At 45.6% G+C, this 16,714-nt stretch carries 14 protein-coding genes and 3 tRNA genes; 8 read left to right on the plus strand and 9 right to left on the minus strand.

From position 1 onward, the window contains the following. Positions 1 to 3: 3 nt before the first annotated feature. The 4 genes from ACTHS3_RS01345 to ACTHS3_RS01360 form a co-directional block, all read right to left on the minus strand. On the minus strand, positions 4 to 489 hold the full coding sequence (locus tag ACTHS3_RS01345) for a head completion/stabilization protein (protein WP_440366936.1): 486 nt from the start codon (positions 487 to 489) through the stop codon (positions 4 to 6). A gap of 116 nt (positions 490 to 605) precedes the next feature. Next, positions 606 to 1,268, minus strand: coding sequence for a phage terminase small subunit (gpM, locus tag ACTHS3_RS01350; RefSeq protein ID WP_440366938.1), 663 nt, complete (start codon positions 1,266 to 1,268; stop codon positions 606 to 608). Between the two features lie 91 nt (positions 1,269 to 1,359). Continuing rightward, on the minus strand, positions 1,360 to 2,361 hold the full coding sequence (locus ACTHS3_RS01355) for a phage major capsid protein, P2 family (RefSeq protein ID WP_440366940.1): 1,002 nt from the start codon (positions 2,359 to 2,361) through the stop codon (positions 1,360 to 1,362). 9 nt (positions 2,362 to 2,370) lie between these two features. Further along, the gene (locus ACTHS3_RS01360; RefSeq protein ID WP_440366942.1) at positions 2,371 to 3,162 is read right to left on the minus strand and encodes a GPO family capsid scaffolding protein; all 792 of its coding nucleotides are present in this window, start codon (positions 3,160 to 3,162) and stop codon (positions 2,371 to 2,373) included. 179 nt (positions 3,163 to 3,341) lie between these two features. Here ACTHS3_RS01360 and ACTHS3_RS01365 point away from each other — a divergent pair, with 179 nt between their 5' ends. After that, complete coding sequence (locus ACTHS3_RS01365) at positions 3,342 to 5,174, plus strand: terminase large subunit domain-containing protein (protein ID WP_440366944.1); 1,833 nt, start codon at positions 3,342 to 3,344, stop codon at positions 5,172 to 5,174. Positions 5,175 to 5,184: 10 nt separating this feature from the next. Further along, on the plus strand, positions 5,185 to 6,171 hold the full coding sequence (locus ACTHS3_RS01370) for a phage portal protein (RefSeq protein WP_440366946.1): 987 nt from the start codon (positions 5,185 to 5,187) through the stop codon (positions 6,169 to 6,171). Positions 6,172 to 6,473: 302 nt separating this feature from the next. On the opposite strand, the gene ACTHS3_RS01375 is transcribed toward ACTHS3_RS01370, so the two are convergent. The 4 genes from ACTHS3_RS01375 to ACTHS3_RS01390 all read right to left on the minus strand — a co-directional run bounded on the left by ACTHS3_RS01375 (position 6,474) and on the right by ACTHS3_RS01390 (position 8,223). After that, on the minus strand, positions 6,474 to 7,685 hold the full coding sequence (locus ACTHS3_RS01375) for a tyrosine-type recombinase/integrase (protein WP_440366947.1): 1,212 nt from the start codon (positions 7,683 to 7,685) through the stop codon (positions 6,474 to 6,476). Between the two features lie 173 nt (positions 7,686 to 7,858). Beyond that, a tRNA-Ser gene (locus ACTHS3_RS01380) sits at positions 7,859 to 7,949 on the minus strand. A gap of 62 nt (positions 7,950 to 8,011) precedes the next feature. Beyond that, positions 8,012 to 8,098, minus strand: a tRNA-Leu gene (locus tag ACTHS3_RS01385). 38 nt (positions 8,099 to 8,136) lie between these two features. Then, positions 8,137 to 8,223, minus strand: a tRNA-Leu gene (locus ACTHS3_RS01390). A gap of 79 nt (positions 8,224 to 8,302) precedes the next feature. On the opposite strand from ACTHS3_RS01390, the gene rnr reads away from it, so the two are divergent. From rnr to recR, 4 genes are all read left to right on the plus strand, one after another. Next, complete coding sequence (gene rnr / locus ACTHS3_RS01395) at positions 8,303 to 10,798, plus strand: ribonuclease R (RefSeq protein ID WP_004519738.1); 2,496 nt, start codon at positions 8,303 to 8,305, stop codon at positions 10,796 to 10,798. Positions 10,799 to 10,880: 82 nt separating this feature from the next. Then, a complete protein-coding gene (locus ACTHS3_RS01400; protein WP_004519737.1) occupies positions 10,881 to 11,228 on the plus strand; it encodes an ArsC family reductase in 348 nt (115 codons plus the stop codon). Positions 11,229 to 11,373: 145 nt separating this feature from the next. After that, the gene (locus ACTHS3_RS01405; RefSeq protein ID WP_440366949.1) at positions 11,374 to 13,227 is read left to right on the plus strand and encodes a SurA N-terminal domain-containing protein; all 1,854 of its coding nucleotides are present in this window, start codon (positions 11,374 to 11,376) and stop codon (positions 13,225 to 13,227) included. A gap of 82 nt (positions 13,228 to 13,309) precedes the next feature. Beyond that, positions 13,310 to 13,915, plus strand: a complete 606-nt coding sequence (recR, locus tag ACTHS3_RS01410; RefSeq protein ID WP_003679078.1) for a recombination mediator RecR — start codon at positions 13,310 to 13,312, stop codon at positions 13,913 to 13,915. A 62-nt stretch (positions 13,916 to 13,977) separates the two neighbouring features. Here recR and ACTHS3_RS01415 read toward each other — a convergent pair whose 3' ends face one another. Further along, positions 13,978 to 14,265, minus strand: coding sequence for a hypothetical protein (locus tag ACTHS3_RS01415; RefSeq protein ID WP_003683377.1), 288 nt, complete (start codon positions 14,263 to 14,265; stop codon positions 13,978 to 13,980). A gap of 214 nt (positions 14,266 to 14,479) precedes the next feature. On the opposite strand from ACTHS3_RS01415, the gene ACTHS3_RS01420 reads away from it, so the two are divergent. Then, positions 14,480 to 15,730: a lipoprotein-releasing ABC transporter permease subunit gene (locus ACTHS3_RS01420; protein WP_004519734.1), complete on the plus strand. Its 1,251-nt coding sequence runs from the start codon at positions 14,480 to 14,482 to the stop codon at positions 15,728 to 15,730. After that, the gene (lolD, locus tag ACTHS3_RS01425) at positions 15,723 to 16,406 is read left to right on the plus strand and encodes a lipoprotein-releasing ABC transporter ATP-binding protein LolD (RefSeq protein ID WP_070460784.1); all 684 of its coding nucleotides are present in this window, start codon (positions 15,723 to 15,725) and stop codon (positions 16,404 to 16,406) included. Before ACTHS3_RS01420 ends, lolD begins: the two co-directional genes overlap by 8 nt. Positions 16,407 to 16,714 lie beyond the last annotated feature (308 nt).

A 16,714-nucleotide genomic window follows, 5' to 3' on the forward strand; every position in this document is an offset into this window, starting at 1 on the left:
GCCTTAAATCAGCTCAGAATCACAGCGGCTTTTACCCATCAATGATGCAACAGCAAAATGTGCTTCGCGGCGATAGTCTTCGGCCTGATTTTGTTTTGCTTCTGCACGCTCTCCACTTTTGCCGGTTGCTTCGGCATCTGCCCACGTTTCAAGCAGGATCGCCTTTGTGTAGCAATAGACGGCGCGCCGGTAATAAGAGACACGGACGGATTCGCCATTGATATAGTCTTCAGGATCGTCCAACTCATGTAGTAAGCTGATACTGTTTTGCTGCGCCTGTTTTTTCCAAGCCCGTAACTGTCCATTCACATGGGCAACTCCATCAATTGCAGCGTGATACAGTCGGCTCGAACTGACATTGGTATCAATGCGCATAACATTGCGTAAATCTGATAAATCAATACGCGGCCAAAATGTCCCACTGATGATTTCTGATTGTCCGTACTCTTGACGGCCTTGTTCATCGCTATCGGCAAAAACTAATGACATTTGATACTTTTAAGAAAAGGAAAACGGCCTTTTCCGTTTGCCGCAGGCTGACAATTAGCGCAATGCGTTTACATGACAGACAGGACAGCGGCGGCCGTTCCCGTGAGGGGGAGAGGTTACTTGCTTTCGATGTTCAGTTGCTTTTTGAGGGACTCAATGCGTTTCTTCACACCGACATTACTGAAATATTCAATGGCTTTTTCGTACAAATCCAATGCACGAGCCGGATCAGTGTCTTCGGCGCGCTCACCGCAGGCTTTCAAGAACTTGGCACGGATTGGATCCATGACGTTGAGTTCGTGTAAGCCTGTTTCATGGTCAACCGCAACCAGCTTATTAATGAGGCGTGTTTCAGCTTCTACTGACAATTCAGCACCGGATGCGAGCTGTTCGGCGATTTCTTCAAACATCAAGTCTTTTAAATCGCGTTGATATTGGTCTGAGACAATCATGTTCTGCTCAATGGCAAATTCCGCCAATGGCACGGCGGTTTCGATTTCGCCGATATCAATCAACCACAATAATGCGGTAGTGAAAACGGTATCTGTCGCCTGAGCTTTACCGCTCTCATGCACCTCATTTAACCAATCGCGGTATTTATCAATCATTTGACGTTTTGCTGCGATTTTGTCGGCAATGCCTTTAATACCTGATAATGTTCGGCGATCTTGTGCGAGCTGATACTGCAAACGTTGGTATGGTTCGGCTGCGGATAAATCGATATCGGCATTTTTTCCTGCCAAGACAGATTGTTTATGAGCACGAGCTGGTGAGGTCATTTTTTTTCTTCTCCAATTAATGCCGTCTGAAATTACTTCCCCACTGTTTCACAGACTGGTTACCACTTTCATTTCAGACGGCATTCATTACTTACTCGGCAATCTTGATATTTTCAATCAATGCGGCCGCGCCAAACTCTTCAACAACGTAGTCGATGTTTTCTGATTGGTAGTCGGATACACGATCAAAGCGCGGCTCGTTAATCAACTCGCGGCGATGACCTGTTTTGTGGAAATAAATCGACAAATTCGACAATGGCGTGATGAGCATTGTGTTTTTCGGGAAATACGGCACCGCGATGGCAGTGAGGCCGCCAACGCGTTTGGCCGCCGTAATGGCATGAGCAGCAACTTGCTCGGTTGCTTTTTGGCCTGCTTCATTGGTTACTGCAAAGTATTTATCGCCCAGCAATGTGCGATGGCAAATTACGACCATATCCGGCAGTTCGGCAAATTCATCATCAATCAACTCATTGCAGGCATCAACTACGATGGCATCGAGATTTTTGTATTTAGCCGAAGGGCCAACATCTACTGCTTGACTGCTTGAACCCATCACGTTTTCAGGCGCACCTTCGCGCAACTGTTGCAGCCAGCCTTTTTTAATGTCTTGTAACAAGGGATTTTGACCGGCATCTGAATCAGGCGATGATTTGACACCGTTAAAGCCGATGGCAATCAAGCTCAGTGCTTTGGATTTGACGATTTGGCTATTAACCAACTCAATGTAGTTTGTATGGGCTGACCATTGGTCCATATCATCGTATGGAATCATTGTGTCGAAGTTTACTTTTTCGCACAGATACTTACGGCCAGTTTTGGTATGTACGGCTTTTGGTTTGCGTGCCTTGCTTTCGCCTGTTGGGTCCGTTTGAGTACGGCTTGCGTTCAAGCCTGCGCCAATACCTACGATTTCACCGGCGATTTCTGTCTTTTGGACCATATTAATTTTTTGCAAAAATGCGGAGCTTTGGCGTACTTTTTCGCGCATTTTTTGCGATACCGACGGGGTAACGTTGAATTGATCGGCTGTATTTTGTACGCCATTTGCTGCGGCGACCGCGTTGATGTATTGACTGATGTATTTATGCATTTTTCACCCTTAAAATTCTGATACTGGTTTGGTTGCACCACCCAAATGAGGGGACTGGGCATTTACCGGCGTAACTTCAACTTGTGCTTTGAACTTTTCAAAATCTTCTTTCAGTGCGGCAAATGCAGCGGCAGATTTTTCGTTGTCGTCAACCAGCTGGGCCACCACTTTTGCGGCTTGATCCAACTCTTGACGCAAGGCTGAATACTCTTGTTTCTCTTCAGGCTTGCCTTTCGCATCTTCGGTTACTTTCGGCTCTTGACCTTCCTCATTTTTTGGAGCGACAGGCTTGGTAAACATGGCGGCGTGCAATTTGCCCCAGATTGTTTGTTTTTCTGACATTTTTTCTTCCATTTCGGTGTAATTTGACAGGATTTCTTGCTGGTCAGCCGCAACGGTAAATTTAAGCATTGATGTACCTAAAGATGCCGGGCTATCGGTCAACGCCAAGCCGATCAGATATGTTTTGCCTGTGTTGGCGAAATTTTTCTGCAACTCCATCGATGTAAAGACTTTTTCTCGGTCTTTCATCATTTGCTGGGTTTTTGCAGTCGGATCAAGACGGGCATAGAGTTTTGTCACGCTGTTTTCTGTCTCGGCTTTTAATTCAATCACCGAACCTAAGCCACCAAGTTCTGATTTAGGGAAAAATGGTCGGTAATGCTCGACATTTAAAACTGCGGTGTAGGTATTCGGGTTGTATGATTCGGCAGCTTGTACCAAATCGTCAGATGCGATTTCACGGCCATCAACCGTAGGTCCGCTTTGGCCGATACAAAACCATTTATCTTTAATATTCATAATTAATGACTTCTTTAATGACTTCTTTGGCGAAACCGTTACTAAAGTCTTTATTTTGCCCCAAGACCAATCCTTGACAATCTGCTTTCCGCCTTAGTGCGTTTTTAAGGTTTGTAGAGCAATGTTCTCTTTTTCAGACGGCCTGAAAATACGCTTGTGTTTACTAATTGCTTAAATAAATGGAAAAAAGAAATCAGGTGGAAATTGCGGCGAATATTGACCCTCGGACTGTTGCACGCAGTTTGTATTGGCAGGGCTGGCGCATCTCTGCCATTGGTCGACATCTGGGGATTAAGCCGGCGACTGTGCATAGTTGGAAGCAAAGAGAGAACTGGGATGGCGGCACGCCTATGCAACGGGTAGCCGCTTCCGTTGAAGCTCGACTGATACAGCTGATTCATTTACCCAAGAAATCAGACGGCGACTATAAGGAGATTCGCCAGCTTTCGGGATTGATTCAAGGCTCTGCATCTAAGCAATCTGAGATTCGATCAGAAAGTCAAAGTGAGAAGAAGTTTTCTGATGGCTTGAACTCGGTTGAAAATGTTCCAACTATCGATAATCCGCCGCGCGAACGAAACTCTCGCGGACGTGATGCAAAAGATGTACGGACGGAAAAGCCGCATAAGAATTTCTTACATCCTGAGCAAATACGCCGTATGGGTGAGATTTTTTTTGAGCAAAGTTTTGGTTATCAAAAATACTGGAACCAGCAATATCAAAATCAGCGTTTTAGAAATATCTTAAAAAGCCGCCAAATCGGGGCGACTTTTTATTTTGCGCGTGAGGCGTTTTTAAATTCTCTCAAAACGGGCATTAATTCGATTTTCTTGTCAGCCTCTCGCGCTCAGGCTTATCAATTCAGACAGTACATTTTCAACCTTGCGGCGATGGTCGATGTTGAATTGAAAGGCGGTGATTCGGTTCAATTGCACAATGGGGCAGAGCTGTATTTTTTAGGGACCAACAGCCGCACAGCACAGGGTCGAAACGGCAATCTGTATGTGGACGAATACTTTTGGATCCCTGATTTTCAGAAGCTGCAAACATTAGCTGAGCCAATGGCATCGCAAAAACACTTGAAAACGACTTTTTTCAGCACGCCGTCTAGTGAGGCTCATCCTGCGTATGGTTTTTGGAGTGGGACAGACTACAACGATGGGCGACCACGCTCGGAGCATATTGCGCTAGATTTGAGCCATTCGGCTTTAAAAAAAGGGCGATTGGATGCCGATGCGCAGTGGCGGCAGATTGTAACTATCCATGATGCGCTTGAGTCGGGATGTAATTTGTTTGACTTGGATTATTTGCGCCGGCGCAATTCGCCCGATAAATTCGCGCAGTTGTTCGAATGTCAATTTATGCCTGATGGGGATTCGGTTTTTACTTTTGCTGAATTGCAAAAATGCGGGGTTGACTCATGGGACACTTGGGCGGATTGGTATAAAGATTTCTCTGTCCGGCCTTGCGGCAATGCTCCTGTTTGGATTGGATACGACCCTTCTTACACTGGCGATGCTGCCGGTTTAATTGTGGCAACTGCACCAACTCATAATCGGGATAAGTTTTGTATTGTGCAAAAAAATCTTTTACAAGGGGCGGACTTTGAGAGCCAAGCAGCCTTTATACGCAAACTCCTTGATGTTTATAACGTGCAGAAGATTGTTATTGATACTAATGGCATTGGTGTTGCGGTTGCCGATTTGGTTAAGAAGTTTTTTCCATCCACGGTATGTATGACTTACACGCCCGACATCAAAGGCTTGATGGTACTTAAGATGCAGAATCTTATTAAAAATGGCAGGGTTGAGTGGGATAGTGGCGACCTTGATATTCAGATGGCTTTCCTTTCCGTACGCCGTACTTCAACCAAAAGCGGTAAATATACGACTTATGAATCCGTCCGAAGTAAAGATGCCAGCCACGGCGACCTTGCTTGGGCAGCAATGATGTTGTTTTTCCAAGAACCTTTAGACGGCACTGTAAGTGGTCGTGTTGAGATTGATAGTTGAGGATTTAGTAATGAGTGAAAAAAATCAGTTTGATGTTGAGGTTTTCAAATGGGGCGATGATGATCGTCTCACTTGGTTGGCGGACTTATGGGAATGTGTGGACAACGGTCAATACTATGAGCCTCCTGTTAATTTATCGGATTTGGCTGGACTGATGCGCACCGGCATTCATCATGCGAGTGCGCTTCAATGCAAGCTTAATGTTTTGGCAGCTACGTTTATTCCGTCAAAATGGTTAAGCCGTGGGGAGTTTAAAAAGCTGGCATTTGGTTTCTTGGTATTGGGTAATGGTTATTTACAAGTAGAACGAAATCGGCTTGGGCAACCTCTTACGTTGAAAAACCGTCTTGGCTTATATATGCGCAGAGCCTCGAATAAAGATGGCTACTTCTATCTTCGCCATCATCTTGCTACCGACGCTGATTTTATTCCGGCAACTGATATTGTTCATCTAATGCAGCCCGATTTATCCCAAGAGGTTTATGGCATTCCCGATTATCTTGCCGGGATGAGTTCGGCTGAACTTAATAAGTCGGCTACAACCTTTAGACGGCGATACTACGATAATGGCAGCCATGCCGGTTTTATTGTTTACGCTACTGACAACAATTTAAATCAGACAGATTGGGACCAACTCAAAAACCAGTTTAAAGCCGCACAACGTGAAGGCAATTTTAAAAATGTTTTCCTGCGTTCGCCCAGTGGTTCTCCGGATGGTATCAAGCTGATACCAATATCAGAAGTTGCCGCGAAAGATGAGTTCATCAATATCAAGAATACAACCGCCCAAGATATGCTCACTATTCACCGCGTTCCTCCAGCCCTGATGGGTGTTGTCCCTCAAGCTGCCGGCGGACTCGGTGATGCTCGTACAGCGGCTGAGGTATTCGCGGCAAATGAGATCGCGCCAATTCAGACAGCTTTCCTTGAGGCAAATGACCAACTTGGGGCAGAGGTATTCAAGTTTAAGCCGTACTCCTTGACCGTTGCTGCTTAAAACACTGCCTAAAATACTACCTAAAACAGAAAATCCACCTGAAAAAAATCAGGTGGATTTTTTTTACATCCTCCGCCGCTGTATCGGAGCTTCCGCGCTCCCCCTCCACGCCTGCGATGCTCGCTCGTGTGCGTTTTTTTATGCAAAGTATGATTAAGCTCTAACCCTTATATTTACAGGGCCTTTGCTATAATTCCTGTATTGGCTTTTTTATGCGTTTTTATGCAAAAATACGCATTTTTATGCTTGATTATGCACACTTAAAAAGGCCGTCTGAAAATTCAAGTTCAGACGGCCTTTTCTCATTTACTTAATCTGTATTTTTTACGCAAATTCATCACATCATTTCCCCAAAGCTCTAAAGCCTCACGTCTCTCATCTATAAGTTCTGAGCGGTCATATGCGCGTTCAGTTTTGTCTGCAATACCATGTGACAATAACAGCTCACCGACATCACGCCTTATCTTGTGAACCTCTCTCAAATATGTTCTTGCAAGACTTCTTAAACCATGAGCAGTTGTATTCAATCCCATTTTCCTACGTAATTTCAGCCGTACCGTTTCACGATCAAGATGCTTGTTATATCCAGCACCCTCAAACAGATAAATACCATTTACATTAAGCTTCATTGCTTCACGATAAATCTGCAGCAACGCACTGGATAATGGGACAATGTGCGGTCTTGTTTTCATTCGTTCAATTGGAATCTCCCATATCGCACTCGATAAATCCAACTCTGCAAGCATAGTACCAACAGCTTCTGACGGCCTAGTCATACTTAGAAGCTGCCAATATATTAGTAACCTTGCACGCTCGCCAATTCCATTAGTTGTTTCTATTTTTTCAATCAATAACGGTAAATCTTTAGGGGATAGGGCGGCAAAATGTCGCTCTTGAGGTCTGTCAAAAACCTGTTTCCCGATAACAGCAACAGGATTACTTTCAATAACTCCGCTTGCAACATAATAATCAAACATTAAATTCAAACTACCTTTTACCCGGCGTAAATACTCAAGCACGCCGCGCTGCTCCATCTTCCGTAGCACATCCACAATTTCCGCAGTCTTTATAGTTCGAATGTCACGACCTTTAAAAACGGGGACAATGTTCAATTCCAAAGCCGATAAAACGTTTTTAGCGTACCGCTCAGATTTTCCCTTGCCAACTTTTCTGCCACCGCGTGCCCATCTTTCAAACCACTCGACCAAGCAATTTTCAAACCGATACCTAGCCGATACATCATCAGATAATATTTTAGGATTTTTCCCCTCGCGGATTTTCTGCAAAATTTCTTCACGCCATGCTCTTGCATCTGCAAGGCCATATTCAGGATACAAGCCTAACGTTAAAGTATCAGACTTGCCGTCATATCTGCATTGCATTCGCCATGATTTCCGCCCCGATGGCAATACCCAAAGAGCAAGCCCACCCCCGTCAGGTAACTTATAAATTTTATCTTTCGCCTTTGCTGCCTTAACTTGAGCCAGCGTTAATGGTGTTACGATTTTCGGCATTTTCAGTCCATAATTCACTCAGTAACAAATAAAATAACACAAAAACACAAAAAAGATTTAAAACGAATAGAAAGCTTTTTAATTTTAGACAAACAAAAAAGCCAGTAAATATTTGATATTTACTGGCTTTTTTATTGTGTTCTAAAGATTCGTAAATCTTTTAAAATTATCTGTGGCAGAGAGGAAGGGATTCGAACCCTCGATACGCTATTCACGTATACACGCTTTCCAGGCGTGCGACTTAAACCACTCATCCACCTCTCTGTGGACTATTATCCTGACTTGTTATCAGAATAATGTGAAAAATTGACTGATTGATTTATCAGTGGTGCCCAGGAGAAGACTCGAACTTCCACACCCGTGAGGATACTAGCACCTGAAGCTAGCGCGTCTACCAATTCCGCCACCTGGGCAATTTAAATTTTCTTAAGCAAAGAAGCACCAAATTATTTGGTGCCCAGGAGAAGACTCGAACTTCCACGCCCGTGAGGACACTAGCACCTGAAGCTAGCGCGTCTACCAATTCCGCCACCTGGGCTTTGCTTTATTCTTCAATTTAAGGTAGAGTTGACTACCTGAACTGCGAAGAAGCAGCTATTATATATTTTAAAAAAAGAATGTCAACTATCAAAATGAACAAAAATACTAAATCTTTAAATTTACGAGAAAAAGACCCGTATTTGGAGCGGGAGAAACAACGTTACGCTCATCCGTTGCCCAGCCGTGAATGGGTCATTGAATTATTGGAACAAAAAGGTGTGCCGACAAAAATCGAAGCGTTGGCACATGAATTGTCGATTACAGAAGATGAATATGAATTCTTCGAACGCCGTTTGAAAGCGATGGCACGTGATGGTCAGGTGTTGATCAACCGACGTGGCGCGGTATGCGCGGCAGAAAAATTGGCATTGGTTAAATGTCGTGTCGAAGCGCATAAAGACGGTTTTGGTTTTGCTGTGCCGCTAACGCCGACGGGCGAAGGTGATTTCGTTTTGTATGAGCGTCAGATGCGCGGCGTGATGCACGGGGATATTGTTACCGTTCGTCCTGCCGGTATCGACCGCAGAGGCCGTCGTGAAGGAACGGTTTTAGATGTGGTGGAGCGTGCGCAGTCTAAAGTGGTCGGTCGTTTTTATATGGATCGTGGCGTGGCTATTTTGGAGGCAGAAGACAAGCGTTTGAGCCAAAGTATCGTGTTAGAGCCTGAAAGCGTGGCGAACTTTAAACCGCAATCCGGCCAAGTGATTGTGGCTGAAATTGAGACGTATCCTGAAGCGCATCGTCCTGCTGTGGCTAAGCTGATTGAAGTGTTGGGCGATTATGCCGACAGCGGTATGGAAATTGAAATTGCTGTACGCAAGCACCATTTGCCTCATCAATTCAGCGAAGCGTGTGTCAAAGCCGCGAAGAAAATTCCCGATCATGTGCGTAAAACCGACTTGAAAGGGCGCGTGGACTTACGCGATTTGCCTCTGGTAACCATTGACGGCGAAACTGCGCGGGACTTTGACGATGCGGTTTTTGCCGAAAAAATTGGCCGCAACTACCGCTTGGTGGTGGCGATAGCTGATGTCAGTCATTATGTCCGCCCTGATGACGCGATTGATGTAGATGCTCAAGAACGCAGTACCAGCGTGTATTTCCCGCGCCGTGTGATTCCAATGCTGCCGGAGAATTTGTCCAACGGCATCTGCTCTCTCAATCCTGATGTTGAACGCCTGTGTATGGTGTGCGATATGGTGATTACCTATGCCGGCAATATCAAGGAATACCGTTTCTATCCGGCAGTAATGCGTTCTCATGCGCGACTGACTTACAATCAAGTTTGGGATTGGATTTCAGACGGCCAGGATTATCCGTTTAAGCAGCAAATCGATACTCTGTATAAGTTATTTAAAATCTTGCAGAAAAAACGTTTCGAGCGTGGCGCGGTTGAGTTTGAGAGCGTTGAGACTCAGATGATTTTTGATGACAACGGTAAGATTGACAAGATTGTTCCCGTTGTCCGCAACGATGCGCACAAGCTGATTGAAGAATGTATGTTAGCGGCGAATGTTTGCGCGGCAGAATTTTTGCTGAAAAACAAACATACGGCTTTGTTCCGTAATCACTTGGGCCCGACTCCTGAAAAACTGGCCACCTTACGCGAGCAGCTTGGTTTGCTGGGGCTGAGTTTGGGTGGCGGCGATAATCCGACGCCGAAAGACTATGCTACGCTTGCCGAGCAATTTAAAAACCGTCCGGACGCGGAATTGTTACAAGTGATGATGCTGCGTTCTATGCAGCAGGCGGTTTATGAGCCTCATTGCGACGGTCACTTTGGTCTGGCTTATGGCGCATATGCACACTTTACTTCGCCTATCCGCCGTTATCCCGATTTGACGGTACATCGCGCCATTAAAGCTGTATTGAACGGACAAACTTACCAACCCAATAAAACCTGGGAGGCTTTGGGCGTGCATACCTCTTTCTGCGAACGCCGAGCCGATGATGCCAGCCGCGATGTGGAAAACTGGCTGAAAACTTATTATATGCGCGACAAAGTCGGCGAAGTTTTCAGTGGCAAGATTTCGGGCATGACCAGCTTCGGTATTTTTGTAACCTTGGACGATATTCATATCGACGGCTTGGTACATATCAGCGATTTGGGAGAGGATTATTTCAACTTCCGTCCTGAAATTATGGCAATTGAGGGCGAGCGTAGTGGTGTCCGTTTCAACATGGGCGATACGGTTACTGTAAAAGTCGCGCGAGCCGATTTGGATACCAGCAAGATTGATTTGACCTTAATCAGCGGCGGTTCAGTCGGTAAGAAACGCGGAGGTAGAAAAGCAAAACCTGTAAGCAAGCCAATAGCTGCTGACAAGTCTGTCGAAAAGCGTAAGCGTAAACTGTCGGCTAAAGAAATTGATGAAGCGTTGGCTGCTCCCATGAAGGCAAAGAAGAGCAAGGTGAAAAGTAAACCTGCCTCCAAGCCTGCCAAGCCAAGCAAACCTAAAGCCGCAGGTAAGAAAAAAACGCAGGCGAAAACAACTTCCGTCAAAGCCGGGCATAAAAATAACGCGCAAGGCAAAAGCGTGAAGATTAAAGTAAAGAAAGCTGCTAAGAAATAAGCTGCATTCAATTCAGGCCGTCTGAAAAGTTTCAGACGGCCTGAATTTGTGATTTTATGAATAAAACCAAGGATAAATTAAGATGATAAAACTATACGGTATTCCCAATTGCGATACGGTTAAAAAAGCGCGCAGTTGGTTGGCGGAAAACGGCATCGAGTTTGAGTTTGTAGATTTTAAGAAAAACGCCCCGACTGCCGAATTGATTGATGGCTGGCTGGGTCAGGCGGCTTTGGAAATTTTGCTCAATAAAAGAGGTACGACTTGGCGCAAGTTGGATAAAGATGCGCAAGAATCTGCCGCCACAAAAGAAGGTGCGATTGCTTTGATGGTGGAGAATCCCAGCATCATCAAGCGGCCTGTATTGGTCAAAGAAGGACAGGTTCATGTCGGATTTTCAGTAGAAGCGTATCAGGAAATTTTCGGATAAGGTATTTTTAGGTTTTTAGGCCGTCTGAAAAAGCAAGCCTCGAAAAAATACGTTACAATACGCGCTTTGAGCCTGTTTTCAGGATTTTAAGATTTTTGCGGCAGCATTTTCTGGCTGCCGCGCCAAACTTTTCTTTCGGATAAATATGTTCCATATTGTTGAAAAATATAAAACACCCGCCCAGATTGTTTTAGGTATCATCGGTCTGACCTTTATCGGATTCGGTGCCAATAACTTGTCTTCGCCGGGTTCTGATTACATTGTCAAAGTCGGGGATGAGAAGGTCAGCGAGCATGCTTTACAGATTGCGATACAAAACGAGCAGGCTGCCGGCAATAATGCACCTTCGCGTGATGCGGTATTCCAATCGTTATTGCAACGTGCTTATCTGAAGCAAGGTGCCAAGCTGATGGGCATCGCTGTGTCTCAGGAGCAAATCAAGCAAGTTATTGTGGATGATCCGAATTTCCATGATGCTTCCGGTAAATTCAGCCAGGATTTGCTCAAGAAATATTTGGATCAACGCAGGATGACCGAGGATCAGTTCGTTGAAGATATCCGCGAACAGTTCCAATTGCAAAATCTGTTGAATTTAGTGCAAAACGGCGCTTTGGTCAGCGATGCGCAAGCACGTCAGTTGATTAACCTGACTCAAGCAACACGTACCATCCGTTCATTTACGTTCAGCCCTGAAGCATTTGCGGCACAAGTAAAAGTAGATGATGCGGCTTTGCAAAAGTATTATGAAGCGCATAAAAAAGATTACTTGATTCCTCAAGCCGTTAAGCTGGAATATGTGGCTTTGAACATCAAAGATTTGGCTGACAAGCAAACCGTCAGTGCGGAAGAAGTACAAAAAGCTTACGACAGCAAAAGTGTAGATTTGTCGCCAAGAGCCGAAATTGCGCATATTTTCATTCCGGTCATGCCTAACGGAGATGAAGCAAGTAATGCGGAAATTAAAGCAGAAGTGGACAAAATGGCTGCGGAGCTTAAAGAGCATCCGGATTCGTTTGCCGAACTGGCGGCCAAGTATTCCAAAGACTTGTCCAGCAGCAATAAAGGCGGCAACTTGGGTTATCTGAGCAAAGGTGGCGGCAGCGGCTTTGGACCTGAATTCGATAAAGCGGCATTTGCATTGGGCAAAGGCGAAGTCAGCGATACCGTAAAATCATCTTTGGGTTATCACGTCATTAAAGTTTTGAATGTCGAAGCTGAGCCGACTTTGGAACAAGCCAAAGCGCGTATCGAAGCAGCCTTGAAACTGAAAAAAGCAGCTTCTGCCTTTAATGCTGCTAAAGAAAAATTGGGTGAAGATGCCTTCAATGATCCATCTTCTTTGGCAAAAGCAGCCGCCAATTCAGGTTTGAAAGTGGAAAACTTGGATGAATGGGTGACCAGAGCGGGTGCGAAAGAGGCAGGTTTGCCTGAAACGTTGATTAATGCTGCGTTTAGCGACGATGTACTGAAGAAAAAACACAATTCTGAAGTAATTGCCATCAACAACGAAACCGTTTGGGTCATTCGTGCGAAAGAAGTGCGCGAAGAGAAAATCGCACCATTTGCGGAAGTCAAAGACAATGTCCGTGCAGCATATCAGCGCTCTGAAGCCGCCAAACTGGCAGAGAAAAAAGCCCAGGAAACTTTGGCCGCATTGAAAGCCGGTAAAGCTGCTGATGTTCAATGGTCGCCTGTTTCTCAATTGAGCGCACAAGATGCACGTAAAACCATGTCTCCGGAGGCTTATGCAGCTTTGCTGAAAGCGCGTCCTGTCGGCGGCAAACCTGCGTATACATTGTTGGAAGGTATGCCTGCGCCGGTGATTATGGAAGTTCAGAGCGTTTCTGCTCCTGAAAATGCCGATTCACAGATTCCGGCTGCTAAACAGGCTTTGGTTCAGCAGCTTTCCGCCAATGTTTTCGATGCCTTGCTCCAGTATTTTGATAAGAAAATCGATCGTACGCAAGGTGCACAACAAGTTAATAATGCTGCCGAATAAGCAGAATATTAGAGTAGGGCAGCCGGATGAATTCCGGCTGTTTTCTTATTTTTAGCTATCTTTTTAAAGGCCGTCTGAAATCATGAGTAAAAATCCTGATGCCTTTGTCCGCTTGATTAATGCATTAAAAATCCTGCCTAATGTCGGCCCGAAATCCGCTCAACGCATGGCTTACCAGCTTTTACAGTACAAACGCGAAGAAGCGCAGGAGTTGGTGGATGCTTTGCAGTTTGCCTTAAGACAGGTGCAGCATTGTCGGATGTGTAATACATTTTGCGAAGGCGATTTGTGTGAAATTTGCGCCGACGAAAAACGTGAGAAAAGCCGCTTGATGATTGTGCATATGCCGGCGGATGTTTCCAGTATGGAGGCGGCTAATTGCCATGATGGCCTGTATTTTGTTTTGATGGGGCAAGTCAGTCCGGCGCAGGGCATGGATATTTCGGCAGTGGCATTAGATAAGCTGGTTGCCCGTTTGCAGGCGAGTGATATTGAGGAAATTATCATTGCAACCAACTTCACAGCCGAAGGCGACGCGACAGCGTATGTATTGGCGGAATTGTTTAAAAATCTTCCTTATAAAGTCAGCCGGTTGGCAAGGGGAATCCCTTTGGGCGGCGAGATGGAATATGTGGATGCCGGTACTTTGGCACAGGCTGTTTACGATAGAAGAAATATCCAATCTTAAATGCCAATATAAAAAGGCCGTCTGAATGTTTTTCAGACGGCCTTTTCATTGATGAAATCAGATTATTTGCAGCTGACGCCTTGAATTTGAGGCGTATCACCGTTGCCGACTTTAAATGCGCATTTGGTTGCGCTGCTGCCGGATACGGTAACAACACCGTTTCCGCTGTTGAGGCTGACAGGTTCTTTTACGCCCATGCCGACAGCAGTGGCTGCCAGTTTTTGAACATCGGCGTCGGAGTAAGCGGTATTGTTTGAACTGATTTTGATTTCTTTGGCGGCATATGCATTGAAGCTGAATGACAAACCTACAGCTACGGATACGAGGGCCAAGAATTTTTTGCTGTTCATTAGTGTATTTCCTTTTTGATGGTGACAAAGTGTGTCACAGCTTCAGAATAAGGGCGATTGGCCGATTGTGCAAGTTTTTCGGCGGAATTTACGGGAAGATACATGGTTTTACATACACTTTATCCCTGAATGCTACATCAGTCGGGCAATCGGACGACCTGTCGGTTTTACGGTACAATAAGCCATTTTTGACAAACGAATGAGGCATTTTTGAATGGCTTCTTTAGAAACTTGGATAGGCCTGCGCTATTTGCGTGCGAAAAAACGCAATGGCTTTATGTCATTTATTACCATGATTTCAATCGTCGGTATCGCCTTGGGTGTAACGGCGCTGATTGTGGTGTTATCGGTAATGAACGGATTTCAGAAAGAGATACGAGGTCAATTGTTGAACGTCGCACCTCATGCAGAAATCGGCTATTACGATGTCGGCAGTGCGCCGGGTTGGCAGAGTTTGCGCGAATTTGTAAAAGGCAAAAAGGAAGTATTGGCCAGCGCGCCTTATGTTTCCGATCAGGCTTTGCTTGCTAATGCAGGAGAAGTGCGCGGTGTACAAATACGCGGTATTTTGCCGTCTGAAGAAAAAAATGTCGTTGATTACGGCAAGGATATGCCGGCCGGCAGTTTCGACGATTTGAAGCCGGGCGAATTTGATATTATTTTGGGTCAAGGGCTTGCTGAGGCATTGGGCACGGAGATTGGTGGCAAGGTTACAGTGATTACGCCTGAGGGGAATGTTACTCCTGCCGGTGTAGTGCCGCGCTTGAAGCAGTTTAATGTGGTCGGTGTGGTAAAAACCGGTGTATATGAAGTCGATAACACATTGGCCATGACGCATATCAAGGATGCGCAAGTCTTGTATCGACTGGGTGAAAATGTCGGTGGGCTGCGTTTACGATTGGCTGATCCGCAGAATGCGCCGTCTTTCATTGCCAAGTTGATTCCCGATGCTAAAAAAGATGAAGTATGGGTGCGCGACTGGACGTTTAACAACCGCAGCTATTTTGAAGCCGTTGAGTTGGAAAAACGCATGATGTTCATCATTTTGACGCTGATTATCGCGGTTGCTGCGTTTAACCTTGTCTCGTCTTTGGTAATGGCGGTAACGGAAAAACAAGCCGATATTGCGATTTTGCGCACGTTGGGTTTGTCCCCGGGCGGCGTTATGAAGATTTTCTTGGTGCAGGGCGCTTTTGCGGGGTTCTTCGGTACGCTTGTGGGCGTGGTGTGCGGTGTATTGCTGGGTTGGAATGTCGGCAAGATTGTCGCGTTTTTTGAAGACCTGTTCGGCGTGCATTTGATTAACTCACAGGTTTATTTTATCGATTACCTGCCTAGCGATGTGAACTTGAAGGACGTCGCCGTTATTGCCTGCATTTCGCTTGGCTTGGCATTTATTGCCACACTGTATCCGAGCTGGCGTGCTGCAAAAACCCAACCTGCGGAGGCTTTGCGTTATGAGTAAGACAATTTTGAAATGTATCGGCGTTGGCAAAAGCTATAATGATGGCGCATTGAATGTACAAGTGTTGAATCATTTGGATTTTGAAGTTGCCGAAGCGGAAAGCGTGAGTATCATCGGTTCGTCAGGCAGCGGTAAATCCACATTGCTGCACCTTCTTGGTGGTTTGGATATGCCGTCTGAAGGCAAGGTAATGTTGATGGATCAGGATTTGGGCGGTTTGAGCCAAAAACAATTGGGCGAATTGCGCAACCGTTATTTGGGTTTTGTGTATCAGTTCCACCATCTATTGCCTGAGTTTTCTGCTTTGGAAAATGTCATGATGCCGCTTTTAATCGGCAAAATGCCCAAGGCGATGGCTGAGGAGAAGGCTGTCAAAATGCTGAAAAAGGTTGGCTTGGATAAGCGTATGCTGCACCGTCCGAGTGAACTTTCCGGAGGCGAGCGTCAGCGTGCGGCGATTGCCCGTGCTTTGGTTAATGAGCCGAAATGCCTGTTGGCAGATGAACCGACGGGGAACCTTGACCGTAAAAATGCGCAAAATGTGCTGGATATGATGCTGGATTTGAAACGCGAATTGAACACCAGCCTGATTGTGGTGACCCATGATGACGAACTGGCTGAGCGTTTCGACCGGGTAATGACCATGAAAGACGGCAGCCTGCAAGTGTTGCAATAAGGTTATTATTTCAGGCAAATATTTTATGCTTTGAACGGTATAATAGAGGCCGTCTGAAAAATAGGTTTTCATTTATGGAAACGCTGTTTTTCAGACGGCCTTTCTTTTTTCCGTATCAATCAATTCTGAGCCATGAATCCGACCGACTCTATCCTTTCCTCTGCCGCAGATGCGGCCATAGCGTTTTTCCGCCGCCACGAAGTACAGGGCGCATCCGTTATTGAGCCTTATGTGGTTCGACTGTTTGCAGCCTTGCAAAACGGGCATTCGTTTATTTACTTGGATAAAGCGGATGTTGATGCCTTAAG

The organism is Neisseria sp. P0009.S007 (assembly GCF_051962515.1).